The organism is Bordetella sp. (genome assembly GCF_051960075.1).
Lineage (GTDB): Bacteria > Pseudomonadota > Gammaproteobacteria > Burkholderiales > Burkholderiaceae_B > Bordetella.
Genome location: NZ_JBQCER010000070.1, coordinates 1 through 24,290, shown reverse-complemented (window position 1 = coordinate 24,290; position 24,290 = coordinate 1). Strand labels below are relative to the sequence as shown.

At 65.2% G+C, this 24,290-nt stretch carries 20 protein-coding genes; 15 read left to right on the top strand and 5 right to left on the bottom strand.

What is annotated here, in order from left to right:
* Positions 1-13: 13 nt before the first annotated feature.
* Both ACTHJ1_RS11640 and ACTHJ1_RS11635 read right to left on the bottom strand, forming a co-directional pair.
* Entirely contained in the window at positions 14-2,929 is a 2,916-nt protein-coding gene (locus tag ACTHJ1_RS11640; RefSeq protein ID WP_440192367.1) for a ribonucleoside-diphosphate reductase subunit alpha, read from the bottom strand.
* A 277-nt stretch (positions 2,930-3,206) separates the two neighbouring features.
* The gene (locus tag ACTHJ1_RS11635; RefSeq protein WP_440192427.1) at positions 3,207-6,713 is read right to left on the bottom strand and encodes an indolepyruvate ferredoxin oxidoreductase family protein; all 3,507 of its coding nucleotides are present in this window, start codon (positions 6,711-6,713) and stop codon (positions 3,207-3,209) included.
* A gap of 131 nt (positions 6,714-6,844) precedes the next feature.
* Between ACTHJ1_RS11635 and ACTHJ1_RS11630 the strand changes: the two genes are divergently transcribed.
* Together ACTHJ1_RS11630 and ACTHJ1_RS11625 are read left to right on the top strand one after the other, a co-directional pair.
* Positions 6,845-7,297 (top strand): Lrp/AsnC family transcriptional regulator, encoded by a 453-nt coding sequence (locus ACTHJ1_RS11630; protein ID WP_440192365.1) that lies wholly within the window; start codon positions 6,845-6,847, stop codon positions 7,295-7,297.
* Positions 7,298-7,489: 192 nt separating this feature from the next.
* On the top strand, positions 7,490-7,996 hold the full coding sequence (locus ACTHJ1_RS11625; protein ID WP_440192362.1) for a hypothetical protein: 507 nt from the start codon (positions 7,490-7,492) through the stop codon (positions 7,994-7,996).
* A 96-nt stretch (positions 7,997-8,092) separates the two neighbouring features.
* On the opposite strand, the gene gltX is transcribed toward ACTHJ1_RS11625, so the two are convergent.
* Positions 8,093-9,499 carry a glutamate--tRNA ligase gene (gene gltX, locus ACTHJ1_RS11620; protein WP_440192359.1) on the bottom strand — a complete coding sequence of 469 codons (1,407 nt, stop codon included), beginning with the start codon at positions 9,497-9,499 and terminating at the stop codon, positions 8,093-8,095.
* Between the two features lie 127 nt (positions 9,500-9,626).
* On the opposite strand from gltX, the gene ACTHJ1_RS11615 reads away from it, so the two are divergent.
* On the top strand, positions 9,627-12,050 hold the full coding sequence (locus ACTHJ1_RS11615; RefSeq protein ID WP_440192356.1) for a GNAT family N-acetyltransferase: 2,424 nt from the start codon (positions 9,627-9,629) through the stop codon (positions 12,048-12,050).
* A 112-nt stretch (positions 12,051-12,162) separates the two neighbouring features.
* On the opposite strand, the gene ACTHJ1_RS11610 is transcribed toward ACTHJ1_RS11615, so the two are convergent.
* Positions 12,163-12,834, bottom strand: coding sequence for an alpha/beta hydrolase (locus ACTHJ1_RS11610; protein ID WP_440192353.1), 672 nt, complete (start codon positions 12,832-12,834; stop codon positions 12,163-12,165).
* 164 nt (positions 12,835-12,998) lie between these two features.
* Positions 12,999-13,547, bottom strand: a complete 549-nt coding sequence (gene yjgA, locus ACTHJ1_RS11605) for a ribosome biogenesis factor YjgA (protein WP_440192351.1) — start codon at positions 13,545-13,547, stop codon at positions 12,999-13,001.
* A 55-nt stretch (positions 13,548-13,602) separates the two neighbouring features.
* Here yjgA and pmbA point away from each other — a divergent pair, with 55 nt between their 5' ends.
* From pmbA to ACTHJ1_RS11545, 12 genes are all read left to right on the top strand, one after another.
* Entirely contained in the window at positions 13,603-14,967 is a 1,365-nt protein-coding gene (gene pmbA, locus ACTHJ1_RS11600) for a metalloprotease PmbA (protein WP_440192348.1), read from the top strand.
* A gap of 56 nt (positions 14,968-15,023) precedes the next feature.
* Complete coding sequence (locus ACTHJ1_RS11595) at positions 15,024-16,124, top strand: ABC transporter substrate-binding protein (protein WP_440192345.1); 1,101 nt, start codon at positions 15,024-15,026, stop codon at positions 16,122-16,124.
* A 241-nt stretch (positions 16,125-16,365) separates the two neighbouring features.
* Positions 16,366-16,794, top strand: a complete 429-nt coding sequence (gene rplM / locus ACTHJ1_RS11590; protein WP_330916078.1) for a 50S ribosomal protein L13 — start codon at positions 16,366-16,368, stop codon at positions 16,792-16,794.
* Between the two features lie 9 nt (positions 16,795-16,803).
* On the top strand, positions 16,804-17,196 hold the full coding sequence (gene rpsI / locus ACTHJ1_RS11585) for a 30S ribosomal protein S9 (protein ID WP_440192341.1): 393 nt from the start codon (positions 16,804-16,806) through the stop codon (positions 17,194-17,196).
* 275 nt (positions 17,197-17,471) lie between these two features.
* Positions 17,472-18,536, top strand: coding sequence for an N-acetyl-gamma-glutamyl-phosphate reductase (gene argC / locus ACTHJ1_RS11580; protein WP_440192338.1), 1,065 nt, complete (start codon positions 17,472-17,474; stop codon positions 18,534-18,536).
* 122 nt (positions 18,537-18,658) lie between these two features.
* Positions 18,659-19,030 (top strand): iron-sulfur cluster insertion protein ErpA, encoded by a 372-nt coding sequence (erpA, locus tag ACTHJ1_RS11575; protein WP_440192335.1) that lies wholly within the window; start codon positions 18,659-18,661, stop codon positions 19,028-19,030.
* A 455-nt stretch (positions 19,031-19,485) separates the two neighbouring features.
* Complete coding sequence (locus tag ACTHJ1_RS11570) at positions 19,486-20,628, top strand: branched-chain amino acid ABC transporter substrate-binding protein (RefSeq protein WP_440192332.1); 1,143 nt, start codon at positions 19,486-19,488, stop codon at positions 20,626-20,628.
* 100 nt (positions 20,629-20,728) lie between these two features.
* A complete protein-coding gene (locus ACTHJ1_RS11565) occupies positions 20,729-21,631 on the top strand; it encodes a branched-chain amino acid ABC transporter permease (protein WP_440192329.1) in 903 nt (300 codons plus the stop codon).
* Between the two features lie 10 nt (positions 21,632-21,641).
* Positions 21,642-22,622, top strand: coding sequence for a branched-chain amino acid ABC transporter permease (locus ACTHJ1_RS11560; RefSeq protein WP_440192326.1), 981 nt, complete (start codon positions 21,642-21,644; stop codon positions 22,620-22,622).
* Positions 22,623-22,626: 4 nt separating this feature from the next.
* Positions 22,627-23,166, top strand: coding sequence for an ABC transporter ATP-binding protein (locus tag ACTHJ1_RS11555; protein WP_440192323.1), 540 nt, complete (start codon positions 22,627-22,629; stop codon positions 23,164-23,166).
* A gap of 117 nt (positions 23,167-23,283) precedes the next feature.
* On the top strand, positions 23,284-23,454 hold the full coding sequence (locus tag ACTHJ1_RS11550; protein WP_440192320.1) for a hypothetical protein: 171 nt from the start codon (positions 23,284-23,286) through the stop codon (positions 23,452-23,454).
* Positions 23,451-24,164, top strand: a complete 714-nt coding sequence (locus tag ACTHJ1_RS11545; RefSeq protein WP_440192317.1) for an ABC transporter ATP-binding protein — start codon at positions 23,451-23,453, stop codon at positions 24,162-24,164. The genes ACTHJ1_RS11550 and ACTHJ1_RS11545 overlap by 4 nt, the downstream gene beginning before the upstream one ends.
* Positions 24,165-24,290 lie beyond the last annotated feature (126 nt).

The window sequence follows — 24,290 nt, the reverse complement described above, 5'->3', positions numbered from 1 at the left end:
ATTCTCCGAAACGTTATTGGCAGGCTTCGCACTCATCGAAACCGGGGTCGCCCGGCTTCATGGTGCAGACTGCGCCGACGATTTCGGGTTCGGGCAGATTGGGCGCCATGGCCGAAGCCGCGGCGGGGACGGGCGTTGCGCTCACGGCGTTCAGTTCGCCGCCGCGGCCGGTGGATTTCTCGGCGCTGGTGGCGCCCAGCGTGCGCAGGTAGTAGGTGGTCTTCAGGCCGCGTTGCCATGCGAGCTTGTAGGTGTCGTCCAGCTTCTTGCCCGAAGCGCCGGCCATGTAGATGTTCAGCGATTGGGCCTGGTCGATCCATTTCTGGCGGCGCGATGCGCACTCGACCAGCCAGCTCGGTTCGACTTCGAACGCAGTGGCGTAGAGTTCGCGCAGTTCGGCGGGAACGCGATCGATGCGGGACAGGCTGCCGTCAAAGTACTTGAGGTCGGCGACCATGACTTCATCCCACAGACCGAGTTTTTTCAGATCACGAACGAGGTGATCGTTGACTACCGTGAACTCGCCGGAAAGATTCGATTTGACGTACAAGTTTTGGTAAGTAGGTTCGATGCACGCAGACACACCAATGATATTGGAAATCGTCGCGGTTGGTGCGATTGCAATGCAGTTGGAGTTGCGCATGCCGTGCGTTTTGATGCGCGCGCGCAACGCATCCCAATCGAGCGTGCTCGATGCATCGACGTCGACGAAGCCGCCGCGTTCATCGCGCAACATCGCGATGGTGTCTTGCGGCAAGATGCCGCGCGACCACAGCGAGCCTTCATAAGATTGATAGCGACCGCGCTCTTCGGCCAGCTCGCTCGAGGCCCAGTAGGCTTGATAGCACACGGCTTCCATCGAACGATCGGCGAATTCCACCGCAGCTTGCGAGGCATAAGGCACGCGCATCATGTGCAGGCAATCCTGGAAGCCCATGATGCCCATGCCCACCGGACGGTGCTTGACGTTGGAATTGCGCGCCTTGTCGACAGCGTAATAGTTGATGTCGATCACGTTGTCGAGCATGCGCATGGCGATGTGGACGGTGCGCTTGATCTTGTCGTGGTCGAGCTCGTAGCTGCCGTCGGCGGCGAGCTTCATGTGCGCGGGAAGATTCACCGAGCCCAGGTTGCAAACCGCGATTTCCGAGTCGTTGGTGTTGAGCGTGATCTCGGTGCAAAGGTTGGAGCTGTGCACCACGCCCACGTGCTGCTGCGGCGAGCGGATGTTGCAGGGGTCCTTGAAGGTGATCCAGGGGTGGCCGGTCTCGAACAGCATGGACAGCATCTTGCGCCACAGCGAGAGGGCCGGCATCTTCTTGAAGAGCGTGATCTCGCCGCTGGCCACCTTGGCCTCGTAGCCCAGATAGGCCGCTTCGAATTCGCGGCCGACCTTGTCGTGCAGGTCGGGACAGGTCGAGGGCGAGAACAGCGTCCATTCGCCGCCTTCCATGACGCGCTTCATGAACAGGTCGGGAATCCAGTTGGCCGTGTTCATGTCGTGCGTGCGGCGGCGCTCGTCGCCGGTGTTCTTGCGCAGCTCGAGAAACTCTTCGATGTCCAGGTGCCAGGTTTCCAGATAAGTGCAGACCGCGCCCTTGCGCTTGCCGCCCTGGTTCACCGCCACGGCGGTGTCGTTGACCACTTTCAGGAAAGGCACGACGCCCTGGCTTTCGCCGTTGGTGCCCTTGATGTGGCTGCGCAGCGCGCGCACGGGCGTCCAGTCGTTGCCCAGCCCGCCGGCGTACTTGGCCAGCAGCGCGTTTTCCTTGATGGCCTCGTAGATGCCTTCCAGGTCGTCGGACACGGTAGTGAGATAGCACGACGACAGCTGCGAATGCAGGGTGCCGGCGTTGAACAGCGTGGGCGTCGAGCTCATGAAGTCGAACGAGGACAGGATCTCGTAGAACTCGATGGCGCGCGCTTCGCGATCGCTCTCGCGCAGCGCCAGACCCATGGCCACGCGCATGAAGAACACCTGCGGCAGTTCGATGCGGGTGCCGCCGATGTGCAGGAAGTAGCGGTCGTACAGCGTTTGCAGGCCGAGGTAGTCGAACTGCAGGTCGCGGCTTGCATTCAGCGCGGCTGCCACGCGGGCCAGGTCGAACTTGGCCAGCTCGGGCGAGAGCAGGCCGCCTTCGATGCCGCGGGCGATGAAGGTGGGGAAGTACTCGGCGTAGCGGGTGGCCATGCCGGCCTGCGAGACTTCTTCGCCCAGCACTTCCTTGCGCACCGTGTGCAGCAGCAGGCGTGCGGTGACCTTGGTGTAGGCCGGGTCTTTTTCGACCAGGGAGCGGGCGGACAGGATGGCCGACTTGAAGACCTCGTCGACCGGTATACCGTCGTACAGGTTCTTGACCGTTTCCTTGAGGATGGCTTCGGTGTCGACGTATTGCGTGAGGCCTTCGCCGGCGGCTTCGATGGTGGCGCGCAGGGCGGCCATGTCGAGCGGGCGGCGCGCGCCGTTCTCGGTGACGTGCAGGACGGGTTCGCCGGCCGGCGCGGCTTCGGCGCCCGGCGCATGGGCGGCTGCGGCACGTTCTTGCGCGCGCTTCTCACGGTAGAGCACGTAGGCGCGGGCCACGTCGTGTTCGCCTGAGCGCATCAGCGCCAGCTCGACCTGGTCTTGTACGTCTTCAATATGGAAGGTGCCGCCGCCGGGGCGATTGCGTACCAGCGCGTTGACCGCCTGGGCGGTGAGTTGTTCGACCAGCTCGCGCACGCGGGCCGAGGCTGCGCCTTGACCGCCATTGACGGCCAGGAACGCTTTAGTCATGGCGATGGCGATTTTGCTGGGCTCGAAACCGACCACCGAGCCGTTGCGGCGGATAATTTGGTAGCCAGCCCATTGGCCGCCGGCGGCGTCAGCGGGGGCAGTCGCGGGCGGCACGGCGGAAGGCCGGGTCACAGAGGCGATCGAAGTCTGCATGGAAGCTCCTGTGCGAAAAAAGCAGGGGGCAAAGCCCGCACGGCCTTGCCTGAAATGGTTGTTTCGGAGGGGGAGATGCCGCGTGTGGAACAGCTTATGGTGCGGCGGTGTTTCTACTATATCTAGTGTATCACCCCATCCATCTCTACTAATTCTAGTAGGAGAGGTGCCGCAGAACAAGCACTGAAATCCCCTTGAATCGTTAGCGTTTGTCAGGGGATTGCTCTGGGCTTGCCGGCACAAGCCCAGACTCCGAAGTGTTCACTCCGCAGGCGCGTCAGGCCGTCATCTGCAAGGGGGTTTCGTCCTCGGGGGCTTGCAAATAGCCTTGCATGGCGCGCTGCAGTTCGGCTCGGTAGGCGGTCACGCTGACCATTTTGACGTGGCCGTAGCCGCGTATGGTCTCGGCCAGCGCGGCGATGCGCACGGCTTGATCCAATTTGGCCGGGCTCAGGTGATCCAGCAGGTTTTCGACCAGCCGCCGGTATTCTCCGACGAGCGCGCGTTCCATGCGGCGTTCTGCGGTGTGGCCGAAGGGATCGAGCCAGGTGCCGCGCAGGCCCTTGAGATGGCGCAGCGCGTGCATGCCGCGTTCGACCCATGCACCCAACGCGATCTTGCGCGGGACGCCGGTGCGCGCATCCCTGCGCGCCAGAAGCGGGGGCGCCATATGAAAACGCAGTTGCACGTCGCCTTCGAACTGCTCCCGCACCATGGCGCGGAAAGCGCCGTCGCTGTACAGGCGGGCGACTTCGTACTCGTCTTTGTAGGCCATCAGTCTGAAGAGGCTGCGGGCGACGGCCAGCGCCAGGCGCGGGGGGCGATTGCCCGGCGCGTCGGACGCGATCGCGCGCTCGCGCTGCGCCACACGGTCGACCAGTTCGCGGTACTGCCGGGCATAAGCGGCGTTCTGGTAGGCAGTCAGGTCGCGCTCGCGTCGCGCCACCGCCTGGGCGAAGGTTTCGGGCAGATGCAATTGCACGGCCTGAGCACGCGGTTTGAGCGCGGCTTCGATGGCCTGCGGCTCGTGCGCGGCCAGACGGCCGGCATCGAAGGCGGCGCGGTTGGTGTCCACCGCCACGCCGTTCAATTCGATGGCGCGGACCAGGGCCGGCAGCGCCAGCGGAATATCGCCGCGCTGCCAGGCATAACCCAGGAGAAATACGTTCGACAGGATGCTGTCGCCGAACAGCGCCAGCGCGGCCGCATGCGCATCCAGCGTCGCCACGCGGGCGGCGCCGGCGGCATGCCGTATCTTGGCCTGCAGGGCTTGGGCATGCAGGGGCGCGTCGGGGTTGCGGGTGAAATCCGACGACGCGGCGATATGCGTGTTGAGTGTGACGCGCGTGTGGTCCGCGCGCAGCGCGCCCAGCGCATCGGGCGAGGTGGCCGCGACTGCATCGCAAAGAACGGCTGCGTCCGCCTGCTGCCAGTCCAGCCGGGCCGGGCCGGCAGGCGCTTCGGCGGGCGCGAGGCGGATGTGACTGAGCACCGTGCCGCCTTTCTGCGCCAGGCCGGTCAGGTCTAGCGTGCAGGCCGACAGGCCTTGCAGATGCGCGGCCATCGAGACCAGTGCACCGATGGTGACGACGCCGGTGCCGCCGATGCCGGCCACCAGCAGCCGATAGGGCTGCGTGGGCGCGGCGATCGCCGGTTCGGGCAGGTCGGCCACGCGAGCCCGCCATGCCGCGCGGTCCGCGCCGGCCGCATCGCCGGCCTGGCGGCGCAGTTTGCCGCCTATGACCGAAACGAAGCTGGGGCAGAAGCCTTCGGCGCAGGAATAGTCTTTATTGCAACTGGATTGATCGATGACGCGCTTGCGGCCGTAGGGCGTCTCGAGCGGCGCGATCGACAGGCAGTTGGATTGCGTGCCGCAATCGCCGCAGCCCTCGCACACCGCGCTGTTGATCAGCAGGCGGCGGGGCGGGTCGGGGTAGTGCTGTTTCTTGCGGCGGCGGCGTTTCTCGGCGGCGCAGGTCTGGTCGTGGATCAGCACGGTCACGCCCTCGATGCCGCGCAGCTCGCGCTGCAGCGCGTCGAGCTCGCGGCGGTGATGCACGGCGACGCCGCCCAGGTCCACGCCGCGGTATTTCTCGGGTTCGTCGGTCGTGACCACGATGCGCGCCACGTTTTCGCCGCGTAATTGCTGGCAGATTTGCGGCACCGAGATCGGGCCGTCCACCGGCTGCCCGCCCGTCATGGCCGTGGCGTCGTTAAAGAGGATTTTGTACGTGATGTTGGCCCGCGCGGCGACCGCCTGGCGGATGGCCAGATAGCCTGAGTGGTAATAGGTGCCTTCGCCCATGTTCTGGAAAACGTGCGGCATGTCCACATAAGGCGCCAGCCCGACCCAGTCCGCGCCCTCGCCGCCCATTTGCGTGAGACCGCTGGTTTCCCGATCCATCCAGGTGGCCATGTAATGGCAGCCGACGCCGCCCAGCGCCTGGCTGCCTTCGGGCACTTTGGTCGACGTGCTGTGCGGGCAGCCCGAGCAGAAATAAGGCCGTCGGCGCATGCCGTCGGCTTCGTTCGACAACGGCGCCGGGCACTGCAGGCTCGCGTCCACCGTCGTCGTCATGCCGGCGGTGCGCCGCAGCCAGTCGGCCAGGGGCGCGGCCAGCAGCGACGGGCGCAACTGGCCGGCGGGCGGGATCATCGCCGCGCCGTCCAAGTCGAGGCGGCCGCATACCGAGGGGTGACGCGGAAGATTGAAAAGCAGGTCCTTGACCTGGCTTTCGACTACCGCGCCCTTTTCTTCGATCACCAGAATATGCGAGAGGCCATCGGCAAATTCGAGCAGGCGTTCGGCATTCAGCGGCCAGGTCAGGCCGGGCTTGTAGAGGCGCACGGCGTCTTGCGATACGCCCAGGCGCTGCAGGACTTCGAGTGCATCCAGATACGCCTTGCCCACGGCGACGATGCCGACCTGGGCGCGTGGCGCGGGCCAAGCCAGCAGGTCGATGCTGTGGCGCCGCGCGAAGGCCTTCACTGCGTCCAGGCGCCGCAGCATGCGCGCTTCGATGGCCAGCGAGAGAAAGCCGCGCGTGTCGTATTCGATGGCCTCGCGCGGCAACGTCGGATCGTCGGGCATGTCGTAGTCGGGTGTGGGCGCCAGCTCGAACGACTGGCCGCTTTCCACCGTTTCGGAAATCGCCTTGAAGGCTACCCAGGTGCCTGCGTAGCGCGACAAGGCCCAGCCCCACAGCGCGAAGGTCTCGTACTCGGACACCGAAGCGGGGTTGACGATAGGCGCCATCCAGCCCATGAGCGAGGCTTCGCTCGCGTGCGGGATCGACGACGACACGGCGGCGTGGTCGTCGCCCACCACCATCAGCACGCCGCCCCGGCGCGAGGCGCCCGCCGCGTGGCCGTGATGCAGGGCGTCGCCGGCGCGGTCCAGTCCCGGCCCCTTGCCGTACCACATGGCATAGACACCTTCGACCTTGCGGTCGGCACGCTGGCCGGCCTGTTGTGTGCCCATGACGGCGGTGGCGGCCAGGTCTTCGTTGATGCCGGGCAGGAAGCGTATGCGATGGGCCTGCATCAGCGCCTGCGCTTTCCACAGCGTCAGGTCCACCCCGGCCAACGGAGAGCCGCGATAGCCCGAGACGAAGCCCGCGGTGTTCAGGCCGCGTACGCGGTCCAGCCGACCCTGGGTGAGCAGCGCGCGCACCAGCGCTTGCGTGCCGGTGAGAAACACGCGGCCTTGCGTGCGGGTGAGGTTGTCGTCGAGTCGATAGTCGACGTCGATAGATGCGGCCGACGGGGCCGGGGTGCCGTCCATGATGGGCTTGTTCTCCACGATTCTTCACTCATGATAGGCAAGCCAGGGTGCGTGTTTATTGCGTATTCGAGTCGGATATTCCCTAAAATACGAAATAAATATTTCGCGTTTTGTGTTTTTTTGGAATAAATATGGATAAAACGGATATCAGCATCCTGCGCGCCCTGCAGCAGGACGGCCGGGCCTCGGCGCAGCAGTTGTCCGATCAGGTGGGGTTGTCGACCGCTCCGGTGTGGCGACGGGTCAAGGCCATGGAGGCCGACGGTGTCATTCAGGGCTACCACGCCCGCGTCGACCGCAGCAAAGTGGGCCTGCAAAGCTGCATGTTCGTGCAGATCGGGCTGGAGCGGCATGTCGCCAGCACCGTCGAAAATTTCGAGCGCTCGGTGCGCGACGCACCCGAAATACTGGAGTGTTACGCGGTCACGGGCGATTCGGACTTTCTGCTCAAGATCCTGGTGGAAAGCCCCGAGGCCTACGACCAGTTCCTGCACCGTTTTCTCTTCAATTTGCCCGGCATACGCCAGACCCGCACCATCGTGGCGCTGCGAGAGATCAAGAACGAGGTCAGGCTGCCTTTATAGCGGGGCCCCCGGCGGGCCTCGGACGCGTCGCGCGGCCGTCGGTGTTGTGCAATTGCAGCAGGCGGCAGCTGCGGCATGCGTGGCGCGGGCGAGTTTTATTGCCTTGACGGGGTCCGGTCTTTAGAGTGGCGATAGTGTTGCCGCACCGCCCGTTGCGGCTTGAGATCGTCGGGCCCGAAAGCTCTTGGAATCATGCGTCGTTCGTCTTCTGTCTTGATGGCCGGCGCGGCATGCGCCGCGCTTGCAGTTTTGGCCGGGTGTGCCACCAGCAACAATGCTCCGGCGGCCTCCGAGGCCCCGCCCCCGCCGCCCGCCATGGCATGTGTCCCGGCCCAGCCTGGCGACCCGATGATAGGTACCTGGTATTCGACGTCCCGGCCCAAGGGCGTGGCGGGCGATTACAGATCCCTGAAGGTTTTTTCTCCCGACGGCCGCATGAGTTACACGACCCAGCTCAGGTTCGGTCGCAGGGTGCGCCCGGCTCTCGACGAGAAGGGCTGCTGGCAGGTGGCCGACGGCATACTCACCATGCAGACCACGTCTTCACACGGCGAAGACGTCGATACCACCGATCCGATCTACATCAATCGCTATCGCGTCGAAAAGAAAAGCCGCGACCGCCTGACTTTGCGCAGCCTGGGCGATGGCCGCACGCTGTTCGAGCGGCGCATGCCCCCCGGCTATCAACTGCCGGAGTGAGGCGGCCGGCGAGGTGTGGCCGGCGAGGCGGCCTTTGGGGCGCGAAAGCGCTGCCGGTCGCAGCGCTTTCGCGCCGGCGTTCGAAAATCGGCTCGGTTAAATCGCGTTCAGGCGCGCGAGCACGGTTTGCTTGCCCAGCAGCGCCAGCACGGCGTCTACTGCCGGCGTCTGGGCTCGGCCGGTGACAGCCACCCGTAGCGGAATGGCCAGCTGCGGCATCTTCAGCCCGCGCTCGGCCAGCACGGTCTTGATGAGTGCGGCAATATTTTCCTTGGTCCATTCGGTGCCTTGCGCCTGCGCGGCGAAGGCGGCGAGCGCTTCGCGCGCGGCGGGCGTCAGGTGCTGTTCGGCCAGCTCGGCGGGCGCGCTTTGATACGGGCCGCAGAACAGCATGGCGCCTTCGGCCAATTGCTCCAGCGTTTCGGCGCGATCCTTCAGCAGGGCCAAGGCAGCGGGTAGCTCCACCGCGCGCGGGTCGCCGCCGCGCGCCACGATGCGTGGCGCCACGCGTTCGGCCAGCTCGGCGTCGGGCATCTGCCGGATGTAGTGCGCGTTGACCCAGTTGAGCTTTTTCGGATCCCATTGCGAGGCGGATTTGGACAGATGGTCGGCGTCGAACCACTGCACCAGTTGCTCGCGGGTGAAAAGCTCATCGTCGCCATGGCTCCAGCCCAGGCGGGCCAGGTAGTTGACCATGGCCTCGGGCAGATAGCCTTCCTTGTCGTACTCCATGACGTTGACCGCACCATGGCGCTTGGACAGCTTCTGGCCGTCGGGGCCGAGGATCATGGGCACGTGGCCGTACTGGGGCAGCGAGGCCCCCAGCGCGCGCAGAATGTTGATCTGGCGCGGGGTGTTGTTGACGTGGTCGTCGCCGCGCAGCACGTGGGTGATGGCCATGTCCATGTCGTCGACCACCACGCAGAAGTTGTAGGTGGGGGTGCCGTCGGGCCGCGCAATAATGAGATCGTCCAGCTCGGTGTTGTCAAAGCTGATGGGGCCCTTGATGAGGTCGTTCCACGCAGTCGCGCCGCCCTGCGGGTTCTTGAAGCGGACAACCGGCTTGCGGCCTTCTGGGATGGGCGGCAGCGTCTTGCCGGGCTCGGGGCGCCAGGTGCCGTCATAGCGCGGCTTGTCGCCTCGGGCGCGGGCGGCTTCGCGCATGGCCTCGACTTCCTCGGGAGAGCTGTAGCAGTGATAGGCCGTGCCGGCCTGCAACATGCCGGCCAGCACTTCACGGTAGCGGTCCATGCGCCGCATTTGATAGAAAGGACCTTCGTCGGGCTGCATGCCCAGCCAGGCCATGCTGTCGATGATCGCGTCCACGGCTTCCTGGCTGGAGCGTTCCACGTCGGTGTCTTCGATGCGCAGCACGAAGACGCCTTGATGATGGCGGGCGTATGCCCAGGAAAACAGCGCGGTGCGCGCGCCGCCCAGGTGCAGGAAACCGGTGGGCGAGGGCGCGAAGCGGGTACGTACGACGGGAGGCGTTTGGCGGGTCATGGCAGGGCGGCGGTAAGAGGGGCCGCATTGAGCGGATGCGCAACCGTAGATGGACGGGGCGCGGTCTTGTTACGATGAATGGGTCACCCCTATTTTAAATGAGTGCCGTCCGCACTTTTGCGCCGCCATGTTGCGACACGCCCTCGCCCCTCTGTTCGAGCCGGATTCCCTGGTCATTGCGGCCGACCGCGATCTGCCGGTTCTGGCCGTGTTGCTGGCCGAGCTGCGCGCGCGTACAACGGTCGCGACCTGCGAATTCAGCCGCGTTCCGGTGCTGCCCGCAGCCTGCACGGGTCTGGCGCCGGGCAGGCGGCCCGACCTGGCGCTGGTCTGCGTCGCGCCCCAGGCCTTGCCCGAGACGCTGCGGCGCCTGGCCGCGCTGGCGCCTCGCAGTGCCATCGTCCTGCCGCACGAATTGCCCGATGCGCATCCCGCCCAGACGCGCGAGCTATGCGCCGAATGGGCCAGGCAGCACGATTGCACGCTGCTCGGCCCGCATTCTTTCGGCGTGCAGCGGCCTCACAGCTGGCTCAATCTCAGCCAGTATCCGACGCTGGCGCTGCCCGGGCGCGTCGCGTTGGTGACGCAGTCGCGCTCGATTGCCGCGGCCGTCATGGACTGGGCAGAGGACGCGCACATCGGTTTTTCCACGGTGGTGTCGCTCGGCGGCGAAGCGGGGGTCGATCTGCCGCAAACGATCGACTACCTTGCCAGCGATGCGCGCAGCGACAGCATCGTGCTGTATCTGGAAAACCCCGGTTTCGCGCGCGAGTTCATGAGCGCACTGCGTGCCGCGGCCAGCGTCAAGCCCGTCATCGTGCTCAAGGCCGGTCACGGCGACGCGGTGTTCGACGCTGCGCTGCGGCGCGCCGGTGCGGTGCGCGTGCGCTATTTCATGCAGCTCTTTTCGGCCATGAAGGTGCTGGGTCATGTGCGCCGTCCTAAAGGCGGACGCGTGGCCGTGCTGTCCAACGGCAACGGCCCGCCGCAACTGGCCATGGACGTGGTCGGCATTGACGGATCCACCCTGCCCGCAGGGCTCGAACCCGGCACGCGCCGCGCGTTGCAGGCCCTGTTAGAACCTGGCGCGGCCGTGGACAACCCCGTCATCAGCTATGCGCCGCTGACCCCCGAACGCATCCAGGGCATGCTCGACGGCCTGCTGGCCGACGCCGGCGTGGACGGCGTGCTGGCGCTGCTGGCGCCAGATCCGTTGACCGACATGCATGCGGTGGCCGAGCATCTGGCGAAAATCGCCCCCAAGGCACGCAAGCCGGTGATCACCTGTCTCATGGGCGACGCCGCCATGCGGCCATTGCGACGCATGCTCGACGACGCAGGCACGCCGGCCTTCCGTACGCCCGAGACGGCAATGGACGCCTTTCGCGTACTGGTCTCCTACAACTACAATCAGCAATTGCTGCAGCAGACCCAGCCCCTGGAGCCGCCGGCGCTGCCGCCCGACTTTGCCGGTGCGCGCGCCGTGATCGCCCGAGCCAGAGAGGAGGGCCGACAGGAATTGACCGTGGCCCAGGCGCAGACGCTGCTGGACGCCTTCCAGGTGCCGCTGCAGGTTATGCCTGAAGGCGCCGCGGGTGCCGAGCCCGAGTCGCATCCCGTGTCGGTGCGCGTGTCGCGCGATAGTCGGCTCGGCCCCGTGATGCAATTCGGTGCCAGCGGTCCGCAGGCCGATCTGCCGGGCTGGGGCGGCAGCATGGAGTTGCCGCCGCTCAACGGCTACCTGGCGCGCCGGCTGCTGGAGCGTAGCCGTTTGTGGCGCGGGGTGATCGCCCCTGGGGTGGAAGTCAGCGTCACCGAAAGTCTGCAGCATGCGCTGGTGCAGATTTCCGAGTTGATCTGCGAACTGCCGGACGTCGAGATGCTGGCGATCGATCCGCTTCATATCGGCGCGACGCATCTGCGCGCGGCCGGTGTGCGCATGCGCATTACACGCGAGGCGGCCGGCTCGCCGCAGCTGGGCGGCTACCCGCACATGGCCATCCATCCGTATCCCACGCGGCTGGTGCAGGTGCGGCGCATGGACGACGGCACGCCGTGGGTCATCCGGCCCATACGCCCCGAGGACGGCGATTCGCTGCAGACTTTCATACGCGGGCTGTCCGAGCGCTCGCGCTATATGCGCTTCGTGTCCATGCTGCGCGAACTGACGCCGCGCATGCTGACGCGCTACACGCAGATCGACTATCACCGCGAGCTGGCGCTGGTGGCGTGCACCCAGGTGCCCAATCCAGAGCATCGCGGCCATCCGCGCGAGGTCATCATCGGCTTCGCGCACTACCTGCGCAATGCCGACGGTCGCGGCGCGGAATATGCGCTGGTGATCGGCGACGATTGGCAGAAGCGGCACCTGGGCGGACAGTTGATGCAGGCCTTGATCGCCGAAGCCCGGGATCAGGGCCTGGAATATATCGAAGGCCTGATTCTGTCGACCAACCGGCCCATGCTGACGCTGATGACGCGCCTGGGCATGGTCAACGACGCCGACCCTGAAGATCCGACGATGCGCAGGGTGTGGATGGATTTGAAGTAAGCCGGGCTCGTCTTGAGAAGGCCGGATCTACCGAGCCCTCGACGCGCCGACGCCGCCCCTTGCCATGCCGGAATTTGCCGCTTTCGCGGCTCGGTTCGCAGTGACTCGAATCTCAGGCGATGACTTCTTGCAGGAAGTCGCGGATGTCGTCGATTTCCTGCGGACAGACGGCATGCGGCATGGGGTAGGTGTGCCAGCGTACGTCGCAGCCCAGTTCCTTCAGTTTGGCGCGCGACGCTTCCGCGCGAGGCAAGGCCACGACCGGATCGAAGGTGCCGTGGGCCAGGAAGATGGGCGTGTTCGCGTTGGCCGTCAGGCGTTCGGCGTCGGCCAGGTCGATCAGCGGCAGATAGCCCGACAGGCCCATCATGCCGGCCAGTTTTTCCGGCAGGCGCAGGCCGGTATGCAAGGTCATGGCGCAGCCTTGCGAAAACCCGGCGAGCACGATGTTCGAGGTGGGAACGCCGCGCGCGTTTTCGCGGGCGATCAGGGCGCGTATGGCCTGCTCGCTGGCGCGGATGCCTTGGGCGTCCTCTCGGCGCACCAGGTCCATGGCGAGGATGTCGTACCAGGCGGGCATGACCATGCCGCCGTTGATGGTCACCGGCAGCATGGGGGCGTTGGGGAAGACGAAGCGGGTGGCGTGTTCCAGACCCAGCGCGACCTGGGGGACAATGGGGGCGAAGTCGTTGGCGTCGGCGCCCAGGCCATGCAGCCAGATGACGGCGTGCGTGGGGTTCGGGGCGGTTTCGATTTCCAGGCAGTCAAGAAGAGGGGCGGTCATGGTTGCGGCTTGCCTTGATTGTTTGAGTTCTTAAACCGCCGAGGCTGCCCTGCGCAATTCCGATGCTCGCCCAGTGGGTTCGGCTTCGGATTGCTTCGGGGGCCTCGGCTCGCTTCTCGGATTCTTCCAGACCGTTCGGGACTGTCGAATCGTCAGCTGGTCGCTTACGCCAGGTCTTTCAGCGCCTGGAAGAGGGCGCGGTATTGCTTGCGCTGCGGATCCTGGCCTTGCTGCAGGCCGGCATTGGCCTGGGCTTCCCTTCTTGCGGCGCGGATGAGGGCGCGCAGGTGCTGGACGTCGGCGCCGGGGTGATCCTGCAGCAGTTCGGTGAGCGCGTCGTCGTCCACCAGCAGGCGATCGCGCAGGGCTTCCAGGCGATGCATGGCGGCGGTGGCCTCGCGCGAGCCGTTTTTCCAGACGTCTAGCTGGGCGCGGATTTCTTCGGCGGGGGCGTTGCGCATCAGCTTGCCGACGAAGTGGACTTGGCGGCGGCGGCCGCCGTGGCTGGTGATGCGCTGCGCCTGGCGTATGGCCTCGTACAGGCGCTCGGCCAGCGGCAGCTGCTTCAGGCGCTCGGGCGAGAGGTCGATGAGTTCCTTACCCAGGTCGAGCAGGGCGTGCATGTCCCGTTTGACCTGCGACTTGCTGGGCGGCCGGTCGTCGTCTTCGAAATCGTCGGGAAGGTCGGACTCGTGGGGGAACTCGGCGTGCATGGCAAGTCGGCTAGATGAAAGGGCTATGATAACCGCCTCAGTTAAGTGGACAGCAATGGTCAATTCCTCTTCTTCCCTGCCGGTGGCCGCCAACCAGGCGCGTTTTAGCGAACTCGTCGAGAAGGTGCTGGCTTACGCGCGCAAGGCCGGCGCGAGCGACGCCGTGGCCGAAGTTTCCGAGAGCCTGGGGCTGTCGGTGTCGGTGCGCAAAAACGATATCGAAACCGTCGAGCAGACGCGAGATCGCTCTCTGGACCTCACCGTCTACGCCGGGCAGAGCCGCGGTTCGGCGTCCACCTCCGATTTTTCCGACGAGGCCTTGCGCCAGACCGTCGAGGCGGCCTGGCACATCGCGCGCCATACGGCGGCCGATCCTGCCGCCGGCCTGCCCGACTTGGACATGCTGGCCACCGATCATCGCGACCTGGCCTTGCACTACGCCTGGCCCATCGGCACCGAAGAGGCCGCCGAGCTGGCGCTGCGCGCCGAAAGCGCCGCGCGCGCGGTCGACCCGCGCATCACCAATACCGACGGGGCGTCCGTGGGCGCCTTCGAGGGCCAGTTCGTCATGGGCAACACGCGCGGCTTTCTCGGCGGCTATCCGTATTCGCGCCACAGCCTGTCGGTGGCGCCCATCGCCGGACGCGGCGACAACATGCAGCGCGACTATTGGTATACGTCCGAGCGCGACGCCAAGCTTATGGCCTCGCCCGAGGCCGTCGGCCGCTATGCCGCCGAGCGCACGCTGTCGCGCCTGTCGGCTCGGCGCGTCGCCACGTGCAAGGTGCCGGTGCTGTTCGAAGCCCCGCTGGCCCTGGGCCTGCTGGGCGCTTTCACGCAAGCGGTCAGCGGCGGGGCGCTCTATCGCAAGGCCAGCTTCCTGGTCGATGCGCTGGGCAAGCCGGTCTTCTCCGATCACATCGACGTGGCCGAGGATCCGCACGTGCCGGGCGGTATGGGCAGCTCGCCCTTCGACGACGAGGGTGTGCGCACGCAGGCCCGCCAGGTGGTCCAGGGCGGCAGGCTGGAAGGCTACTTCCTGTCGACCTATACGGCGCGCAAGCTGGGCATGGTCACCACCGGCAACGCCGGCGGTTCGCACAACTTGTCGCTTACCTCGCGGCTGACGCGCAAGAGCGACGACTTCGAAGCCATGCTGCGCAAGCTGGGCACGGGGCTGCTGGTCACCGAGCTGATCGGCCAGGGCGTGAACTACGTCACGGGCGACTATTCGCGCGGCGCCTTCGGCTACTGGGTCCAGAACGGGCGCATCCAGCATGCCGTGCAGGAAATCACCATCGCCGGCAATCTTGCCGACATGTTTCGCGACATCGTTGCGGTGGGTGCGGACACCATCACGCGCGGCACCAAGACCACCGGCTCCATTCTGATCGGGCAGATGTCCATCGCGGGAACCTGACCCGCCGCTCATTCGTTCTACCAGCGATCCACTAACGCGCTTCGGGAGATCAAGCCATGCAACGTCGATCCTTCTTGAAGGGAGCCGGCCTGGGGGCCGCGGCGGGCGGCGCCGTTCTGGCCGCTCCGGCTCTGGCGGCCGATGCGCCTTCTTTCAGGTGGCGCCTGGCCTCGGCCTTCACCGATCGGCAGAACGTGCTCTATGGTGCGGCCGGCGTGTTCTCGGAATATGTCTCCGACGCCACGGACGGCCGTTTCGTCATCAAGCCTGAGCCGGCCGGCGAGAAAGCGCCGGCTTCGGGGGTGCTGGACGCCGTGCAGAAGGGCCAGGCCGAGATGGGTCATGCCGTTTCGTCCCTGTACGAAGGCGTCAATCCGGCGTTCTGCTTCGACGCGGCCGCGCCTTTCGGGCTGACGGCCCGGCAAATGAACGCCTGGATGTTCGAGGGTGACGGACTCTCGCTCACGCGCGATCTGTTCAAGGAACACGGCATCGTCAATTTCCCCCTGGGCAATACCGGCGCGCGCATGGGCGGCTGGTACAAGAACGAGATCAAGTCGATCGAGACCTTCAAGGGCCTGAAAATCGAGGCACAGGGCCTGCTCGCGACGCTGCTGGCCGGCATGGGCGCGGCGCCGCAGGCGCCGGTGGCCGACGCGCAGGCAGCGCTGGCCTCCGGCGCGCTCGATGCCGTTGCAGGCGCCGGCACGCCGTACGACGACGATAGGCAGGGCGCGCCCAAGTCGGCCGGCTTTTACTATTACCCCGGCTGGTGGGCAGGCAGTACGCAAGCCTCGCTCTACATCGGCGCCAAGGCCTGGGACAGCCTGCCCAAGACCTATCAGACCATCGTCAAGGCAGCCAGCTGCGCGGTGCACCTGGACGTGACCGCGCGCTACGACGCCCGCAACGCCGTAGCTCTGCGCCGCCTCGTGACGGGCGGTGCACAGTTGCGCGCCTTTCCGCGTTCGGTGCTGGACGCCGCCTGGGACGCGGCGGCGGCCTGGTACGCCGATATGTCGGGCAAAGACCCCAAGTTCAAGGCGATCCACGACAGCTATATGGTCGCGAGGGGCGATTTCGCGTCGTGGTTCAAAGTGGCCGAGGGCGCCTACGAGCAGTACCTCTCCTCGACGCTGGTGTTCAAGCCGAATTGAGGGCGCCGGAGGCGGCCTTCCCGGGGGCGGCTATTCGAGAGGGTTGTTGCCGGCCGGGTTGCCCCGGGTCGCGGTCATTTCGTATCGCGGCTTGCGCAAAAAATGCGCAGATGCTATAGTCTTGGGCTCTTTCCCATCTTTCAAGCACGGGCGGGTAATAACGCTTAGGCCGGAAATCGCGGAGAGAAAACCCGGTGAGCGGGCCATTCTGCCGCCGGAACAATGGAAACTAGGAACCATCATGAAGACCTTTGTGGCCAAGCCGCATGAAGTCCAACGTGACTGGTTTGTGATCGACGCCAAGGGCAAAGTCCTCGGTCGTGTGGCCAGCGAAGTCGCACGCCGTCTGCGTGGCAAGCACAAACCCGAATTCACGCCGCACGTTGACACGGGTGATTACATCATCATCGTCAACGCTGCCGATATCGTCGTTACCGGCAACAAGACGGAAGACAAGAAGTACTTCCGCCACACCACGTACCCGGGCGGTATCCGCGAAACCAATTTCCGGAAGATGCAAGAGCGTTTTCCTGGCCGCGCCATCCAGAAGGCTGTCAAGGGCATGCTGCCCAAGGGTCCCCTGGGCTACGCGATGATCAAGAAGCTGAAGGTGTACGCCGGTGCCGAGCATCCGCACACCGCGCAGCAGCCCAAGCCGCTGGAAATCTAAGGAAACGCCATGATCGGTAACTGGAACTACGGAACCGGCCGTCGCAAGACCTCGGTGGCTCGCGTTTTCATCAAGAAAGGCACGGGCAACATCATCGTCAACGGCAAGCCCGTCGACGAGTTCTTCGCCCGCGAAACCGGCCGCATGATCGTGCGCCAGCCGCTCGAGCTGACCGGCCATGTCGAATCGTTCGACATCAAGGTCAACGTGCACGGCGGCGGTGAAACCGGCCAAGCCGGCGCCATCCGCCACGGCATCACCCGCGCCCTGATCGACTACGACGCGGCGCTCAAGCCCTCGCTGTCGCAAGCCGGCTTCGTCACGCGCGACGCCCGCGAAGTCGAACGTAAGAAGGTCGGTCTGCGCAAGGCCCGCCGTCGGAAGCAGTTCAGCAAGCGTTAATCGCCTGCTGTGCCAAAAAAACCGCCCTGTTCACGCAGAGGCGGTTTTTTTTCGTCCATACGGCGTCGGGCGCGCAAGACGGCGTGGGTCGCCTGCTTCATGGCTGTTTGCGGTCATCGCGTGGTTCCCAAGGCGCGCACGCCGTCTTTAAGCGGGCGTATGCCGGTAATCGGCGAGGGCGCGATAAAATGGCGCCTGGGCAAAGCCGGATTGCGTGTTGCATCGGCTTGGCACACACCTCCTGCGCACGGCGCCTCTTTTGTAAAGCTCATACCATGGCATCGAAGATCAAAGTCGGCATCGTCGGCGGCACCGGCTACACCGGCGTGGAACTGCTGCGCCTGCTGTCGCAGCACCCGCACATCGAGCTCACCGCCATCACGTCCCGCAAGGAAGACGGCATGCCGGTCGCCGACATGTATCCCAATCTGCGCGGCCGCGTCGACCTGGCCTTTTCGACCCCTGAGAACGCCAGACTCGCCGATTGCGACGTCGTCTTCTTCGCCACGCCGCACGGCGTGGCCATGGCGCAGGCGAGGGAGCTTCTGGCCGCCGGAACCCGGATCATCGATCTGGCCGCCGACTTCCGCTTGCAGGACACGGCGGCTTTCGAGCGTTGGTACAAGATGCCGCACAGTTGCCCGGACATCCTGGCCGAAGCTGCCTACGGTCTGGTCGAGCTCAACCGCGAGGCGGTCGCCAAGGCCCGCGTCATCGGCAACCCCGGCTGCTATCCCACTACCGTCATCCTGGGACTGGCTCCGCTCATCGAGAGCGGCAGCAGGCTGGTCGACACCCAGACCCTGATCGCCGACTGCAAGTCCGGCGTTTCGGGCGCCGGCCGCAAGGCCGAGGTGGGTTCGCTCTTCTCCGAGGCCTCCGACAACTTCAAAGCCTACGGCGTGGCCGGCCACCGCCATTCGCCCGAAATCGTCGCTCAGCTCGAAAAGCTGGCGGGCGGCCCCGTGCCGTTGACCTTCGTGCCGCACCTGGCGCCCATGATCCGGGGCATGTTCTCGACGATCTACGCCCGCATCCTGCCCGAGGCGCGCGGTACCGATTTCCAGAAACTGTTCGAAGAACGCTACGCCAACGAGCATTTCGTCGATGTCATGCCGGCCGGCAGCCTGCCCGAGACTCGCTCGGTGCGCGCGTCCAACACATTGCGCATCGCGGTACAGCGTCCGGCGCAGGGTGGTCAACCCGGCGACCTGCTTATCGTTCTGGTCGTGCAGGACAACCTGGTCAAGGGCGCCGCCGGTCAGGCGGTGCAGAACATGAACCTGATGTTCGGCCTGCCCGAGTCTGCCGGTCTGGACCAGGTTGCTATTCTGCCGTAAGGGTTATCACGGCCGGGGCTGAGAAGCCTGGGTTATAGTGAGATCATTCTGGGCGGTCTGTCTGCCCATTGTTACCGTATTGAATTCCGCCGCGGCACAAGGTGCCCGGCCAGGAGCGCACCATGAACGCCGTTACCGAAACCGTCGACCTGCAGGCCCCGCCGCCGGCCCCCCTCATTTTTACCGATTCGGCTGCCGCCAAAGTCAAGGATCTGCTGCTCGAAGAAGGCAACCCCGAATTGAAGCTGCGCGTGTTCGTGCAGGGGGGCGGCTGTTCGGGCTTCCAGTACGGTTTCACCTTCGATGAAACCGTCAACGAAGACGACACCGTGCTCGATAAGGAAGGCGTGCAACTGCTGGTCGACCCCATGAGCTTCCAATATCTGGTCGGCGCCGAGATCGACTACAAGGAAGACATCGAAGGCTCGCAGTTCGTCATCCGCAATCCGAACGCCACCACGACCTGCGGCTGCGGTTCGTCGTTCTCGGTATAAGACGCAGCGGGAGTCCCGCGCAATCGCCAAAGCCCTGCGTAGCCACGCAGGGCTTTTTTTCGCCTATTCGATCTAGGTGTTTTCCCTGGTTTGAGTGGCCAATGTGCAGAAATTCTCATCCGCTTCGTCCCAAAGCGACAAGACGATCGGGTTGTGCATTCCTATACTTGAAAACCCCGCATCCCGCGCCGAGCAGGCATGCGCCGCGGCAACGCACAAAAATTTCAGCGTCTGAACGAGGTCGGAATCGGGATGCGACTCATCGTTTTTACCTATGCAGAAAAAATACTACCGTAGGTAAACTTTCGGCCTGTCACGGGTGAAACCGCCGACGGGCTGTTGGTAAAACCATCGAATCACCGTGGGTGAACTTTCGATGAGTCGCACCGCCTCTCCGGTGCGAAGGGAACTCGAGCTTGTAGTGCACTAGGCATGTTCAATCAGGAGATAAGAGAATGAACCGTTTCAAGAAAATTGCCGTGATTTCCGCTTTCTCGCTTACGGCGGGAGCGGTCGCGTTCGGCGCGCAAGCGGCTGAAAAGCCCATCAAGATCGGCGTGCAGGCGCCCATCACCGGCGACTACGCCGCCGAAGGCCAAGGCATCCAGAACGGCGTCAAGCTGCTGATCGATCAGCAGAACGCCAAGGGCGGTCTGCTGGGCCATAAGGTGGAAATGGTCGTGTGCGACGACGAAGGCAAGCCCGCCACCGCCGCCATCTGCGGCCGCAAGCTGGTCAACGACGGCGTGATCGCCGTGATCGGCACCTATACCAGCGGCGCCGCCCTGGCCGCCGCGCCGATCTATTCGGCCGCCAAAGTGATCCAGACCTCGGACGGCACCAGCGACGAGCTGACGCAGAAAGGCTGGAAGACCTTCTTCCGCAACGCTCCCCCCAACAGCGCCGAAGCCGTGTTCACCGCCGAGTACCTGGTCAAGGCCAAGAAGTACAAGCGCGTCGTGGTCCTCACCGACCACTCCAGCTACGCGACCGGCCTGGCCGACAGCGTGGTCAAGGAAATCAAAGCCGCTGGCGGCAACGTGGTGGCCAAGGACTTCATCACCGCCGGCACGCAGGACTACAGCGCCGTGCTGACCAAGATCAAGGCTGAGAATCCCGATGCCGTGTACTTTTCGGGCTACTACACCGACGGCGGCCTGATCCGCGCGCAAATGGTGCAGCTGGGCATGAAGGCCGCTTTCGTGGGTGGCGACGCCAACCAGAACGAAGCCTTTGCCAAGATCGCCGGTCCTGCCGCGCAGGGCACGATCATCATCAACATTCCCTCGCCGGACAACCTTCCCTACCCGGAAGCCAAGGAATTCCTGGCGCAATATGTGAAGGCCTTCGGCTCGCAGCCGCCGAGCATCTACACCTTCACCAACGCCGACGGACTGCGCGCCATCTTCCAGACGGCCGAAGCGATCAAGTCGGTCGAGCCGGTCAAGATCATGGCCCACCTGCACAACATGAAGGGCTACAAAGGCCTGACCGGCCCCTTCACGTGGGATGCCAAGGGCGAGCGCGTAGGCAGCCCGTTCACGGCCTTCGAAGTGGAAGCCGACGGTTCCTACAAGACCGTGTATCCGACCAATTAAGGCTGTACCTCGATAAAGCGTCGCGGCCGCGCCCGGCATAGTCCGGGCGCGAAACGGCATAGCCGGCTGCGACGCTGTTTTCATCTTCGGAATAGGCAAGATGGACTTCATCCTGCAACAACTCATCAACGGCTTGACGGTCGGGGGCATCTACGCGTTGATCGCGTTGGGCTACACGATGGTCTACGGCGTGCTCAAGCTGATCAATTTCGCGCACGGCGACCTGTGCATCCTGGGCGCCTTCATCGGCCTGACCGCCTTGACGACCGGCGTGTTCGCCGGGCTGCCGACGCCCGTACTGATGGCGCTGGCCTTTCTCATCGCCGTCATCGTGGTGGCCGTGACCGGCACCTTGCTCGATCGCGTCGCCTACAAGCCGCTGCGCCGCGCGCACCGGCTGTCCCCGATGGTGTCCGCACTGGGCGCCTCCATGATGATCGAGAACGGCATCATGCTGATCTGGGGCCCGAACGTGCGCGTGTTTCCCAGCAATCTGCTGCCCAACATCACCTGGCACATCGGCGGCGCCTACCTCAGCTTCGTGCAGCTCATGATCATGATCGGCGCGTTTGTGCTGATGGTCGCGCTGTACTTTTTCGTGCACCACACCCGCGTGGGTACGGCCATCCGCGCCTCGGCGATCGACCAGGACGCCGCGCGGCTCATGGGCATCAACGTCAACCGCGTGATCGCCATGGTGTTCGTGATCGGCCCCGCGCTGGGCGCGGTGGGCGGCCTGTTCATCGGCCTCTATTACCGCCAGGCGTATTTCACGATGGGCTGGTCATACGGCTTGAACGCCTTCATCGCGGCCATCATCGGCGGCATCGGCAACATCCCCGGCGCCATGCTGGGCGGCCTGTTGCTCGGGCTGTTCAATGTCTTTGCCGTGGGCTATGTGTCCAGCTCGTGGCAGGACGCGATCACGTTCGGGCTGCTGATCGCGATTCTGCTGGTGCGTCCGTCCGGCCTGCTCGGCGAACGTGTTGCGGAAAAGGTTTGAGGATTCGAACATGAACAAGCAAGTTATCGATGCGGCGTCCGCGCCTGCCGGCGGGAAGCCTGCCCGCGGCAACGCCCGGCGCATGGCCTGGGCCGGCGTCGCGCTATGGCTGGCAGGGCTGCTCCTGCCGGTGACCCTCTCGCCCGCCTGGGTGACGATCGGCGGCGTGTTCGCGATCTACGCCATCGTCGCGTTGTCGCAGGACATCGTGCTGGGCCGCGCGGGCATCTACGATATGGGGCATGCCGTCTACTTCGGCATCGGCGCCTACGTCACGGCCGTGCTGTCGCTCAGTTTCGGCTGGCCCGTGCTGTGGACCATCCCCGTCGGCGTGCTGGTGTCCGCATTCTTCGGCGCCGTGCTGTCCGCGCCCATCGTCAAGCTGCGGGGCGATTACCTGCTGGTGGTCACCATCGGCTTCAACGCGATCTTCGTGCTGGCCATGAAGAACGACATCTTCGGCCTGACCGGCGGCCCCGATGGCCTGTTCGGCGTGCCCGGGCCGGTCGTCTTCGGCCTGGACCTGAGCGACCAGAGCTCCCTGTTCTACCTGAACTGGGTGGCGCTGGCCCTCGTGCTGTGGCTCATGCGCAATCTGAACCGCTCGGCGCTGGGCCGCACCTTCCGCTACATCAAGTACGACGAACTGGCCGCCACCACGCTCGGCGTGAACTCGCGCCGCTACAAAGTGGCCGTCTTCGCGCTGGCCGCGGCCATCGCCGGCCTGGCCGGTTCGCTGTTCGCTATGCAGCTGTCGGCGGTGAGCCCCGGCTCGTTCTCGTTCGCGGACTCGGTCACGCTGTTTGCCATCGTGCTGGTCGGCGGGCAGGCCTCGGTGCCCGGCGTGTTGCTTGGCACGGCCATGATGTTCGTGGTGCCCCAGGTCTTCTCCGGCCTGGCGCAATATCGTTATTTCGTCTTCGGCATCGCCATGATCGTGATCATGGTCCTGCGGCCGCAAGGCATCTGGCCCGCGCGCAAAGGGGGCTGATCGCATGGAACAGAACAAACAAGCGGCAGCCGAGACGCTGCTCGAACTGGACAACGTGGGCATCAGCTTCGGCGGCCTGCGGGCGGTCGACCAGCTGGGTTTTCGCATCGAACGCGGCCAGATCGTGGCCCTGATCGGCCCCAACGGCGCAGGCAAGACCACGGTCTTCAACCTGATCACGGGCGTGTACAAGCCCACCGACGGCCATGTCCGCTGGCGCGGCCGCGACGTCACGGGCCTGGCCCCGCACCGCATCGCCGAGCTCGGCATACGGCGCACCTTCCAGACCATCCGTCTTTTTTCCGACATGACGGTGCTCGAGAACGTGGTCGCCGGCCAGCACCTGCACATCCGCCAACGCTGGTGGCAGGGCCTGTTGAACACGCCGGCGCAGCGCCGCGAAGAGCAGCTGCTGGCGGACAAGGCCATGGCGGTACTCCAGCGCCTCGACCTGGCCGACGTCGCGCACGAAGAAGCCACCTCGCTGGCCTACGGCGTGCAGCGGCGCGTGGAACTGGCCCGTTGCCTGGTGGCCGACCCTTAAATGATCATTCTCGACGAGCCGGCCGCCGGCCTGAACTAAAACGAATCGGCCGAACTGAACGACACCATCCGCAAGATCCGCGACAGCGGCGTCACCGTCATCCTGGTCGAACACGACATGAGCGTGGTGATGAACGTGGCCGACAACATCATCGTGATCAACTTCGGCAAGAAGATCGCGGAAGGCAATCCGGACGCGATCCGCAGCAACCCGCTCGTGATCGAGGCCTATCTGGGCCAGGACGACGAGGAAGAGGCGCTGGCGCACGAAGGACAAGCAAACTCATGAACCACCTGCTCGAAGTCGAAGACCTGCGCGTCAATTACGGCCACATCCAGGCGCTCAAGGGCATCTCGCTCAACGTCAAAGAAGGCGAGGTCGTCGCCATTCTGGGCGCCAACGGCGCCGGCAAGACCACGCTGATGCGCACCCTGAGCGGCCTGCTCTCGCCCCACAGCGGCGCCATCCGTTTCCACGGCCAGGAAACCACCAAGCTGGGCGCCGACAAGATCGTGCGCCTGGGCATCGGCCAGTCGCCCGAAGGCCGGCGCGTCTTCGGCACCCTGTCGGTCGCCGAGAACCTGCGCCTGGGCGGTTTCACGCGCCCGCCCGCCGAAATCGGCGAAAGCTGCGAATACGTCTACAAGATCTTCCCGCGGCTTTACGAGCGGCGCGCGCAGCTGGCCGGCACCTTGTCCGGCGGCGAACAGCAAATGCTGGCGATCGGCCGCGCGCTGGTCACCAAGCCCAAGCTGCTGCTGCTCGACGAGCCCAGCCTGGGCCTGGCGCCCATCATCATCCGCAACATCTTCCAGGTGCTGGCGGACGTGCGCGACACCGGCGTGACCATCCTGCTCGTCGAACAGAACGCGCGCATGGCGCTCAAGCTGGCCGATCGCGGCTACGTGCTGGAAGTGGGCCGCATGAGCCACGAAGGCCCCGCCCGCGAACTGCTGGCCTCGCCCGAAATCCAGGACGCGTACCTGGGCCACGGTTAAGAGAGTCTGCAGTCCTGCGGCCGGCGGGTATGCCGTGGGGCGCCCTAAGTGACGGGGCAGTCCGCGTAGCGGACTTTGGCCGCCTAAGGCGGCGGCCAAACCCGTCACTTCGTAGCCCCGCGGCAT

Excerpts from the sequence above, each read along its gene's own strand:
- ACTHJ1_RS11640 (WP_440192367.1), bottom strand. The coding sequence starts at position 2,929 with ATGCAGACTTCGATCGCCTCTGTGACCCGGCCTTCCGCCGTGCCGCCC.
- ACTHJ1_RS11635 (WP_440192427.1), bottom strand. The coding sequence starts at position 6,713 with ATGGACGGCACCCCGGCCCCGTCGGCCGCATCTATCGACGTCGACTAT.
- ACTHJ1_RS11630 (WP_440192365.1), top strand. The coding sequence starts at position 6,845 with ATGGATAAAACGGATATCAGCATCCTGCGCGCCCTGCAGCAGGACGGC.
- ACTHJ1_RS11625 (WP_440192362.1), top strand. The coding sequence starts at position 7,490 with ATGCGTCGTTCGTCTTCTGTCTTGATGGCCGGCGCGGCATGCGCCGCG.
- gltX (WP_440192359.1), bottom strand. The coding sequence starts at position 9,499 with ATGACCCGCCAAACGCCTCCCGTCGTACGTACCCGCTTCGCGCCCTCG.
- ACTHJ1_RS11615 (WP_440192356.1), top strand. The coding sequence starts at position 9,627 with ATGTTGCGACACGCCCTCGCCCCTCTGTTCGAGCCGGATTCCCTGGTC.
- ACTHJ1_RS11610 (WP_440192353.1), bottom strand. The coding sequence starts at position 12,834 with ATGACCGCCCCTCTTCTTGACTGCCTGGAAATCGAAACCGCCCCGAAC.
- yjgA (WP_440192351.1), bottom strand. The coding sequence starts at position 13,547 with ATGCACGCCGAGTTCCCCCACGAGTCCGACCTTCCCGACGATTTCGAA.
- pmbA (WP_440192348.1), top strand. The coding sequence starts at position 13,603 with ATGGTCAATTCCTCTTCTTCCCTGCCGGTGGCCGCCAACCAGGCGCGT.
- ACTHJ1_RS11595 (WP_440192345.1), top strand. The coding sequence starts at position 15,024 with ATGCAACGTCGATCCTTCTTGAAGGGAGCCGGCCTGGGGGCCGCGGCG.
- rplM (WP_330916078.1), top strand. The coding sequence starts at position 16,366 with ATGAAGACCTTTGTGGCCAAGCCGCATGAAGTCCAACGTGACTGGTTT.
- rpsI (WP_440192341.1), top strand. The coding sequence starts at position 16,804 with ATGATCGGTAACTGGAACTACGGAACCGGCCGTCGCAAGACCTCGGTG.
- argC (WP_440192338.1), top strand. The coding sequence starts at position 17,472 with ATGGCATCGAAGATCAAAGTCGGCATCGTCGGCGGCACCGGCTACACC.
- erpA (WP_440192335.1), top strand. The coding sequence starts at position 18,659 with ATGAACGCCGTTACCGAAACCGTCGACCTGCAGGCCCCGCCGCCGGCC.
- ACTHJ1_RS11570 (WP_440192332.1), top strand. The coding sequence starts at position 19,486 with ATGAACCGTTTCAAGAAAATTGCCGTGATTTCCGCTTTCTCGCTTACG.
- ACTHJ1_RS11565 (WP_440192329.1), top strand. The coding sequence starts at position 20,729 with ATGGACTTCATCCTGCAACAACTCATCAACGGCTTGACGGTCGGGGGC.
- ACTHJ1_RS11560 (WP_440192326.1), top strand. The coding sequence starts at position 21,642 with ATGAACAAGCAAGTTATCGATGCGGCGTCCGCGCCTGCCGGCGGGAAG.
- ACTHJ1_RS11555 (WP_440192323.1), top strand. The coding sequence starts at position 22,627 with ATGGAACAGAACAAACAAGCGGCAGCCGAGACGCTGCTCGAACTGGAC.
- ACTHJ1_RS11550 (WP_440192320.1), top strand. The coding sequence starts at position 23,284 with ATGAGCGTGGTGATGAACGTGGCCGACAACATCATCGTGATCAACTTC.
- ACTHJ1_RS11545 (WP_440192317.1), top strand. The coding sequence starts at position 23,451 with ATGAACCACCTGCTCGAAGTCGAAGACCTGCGCGTCAATTACGGCCAC.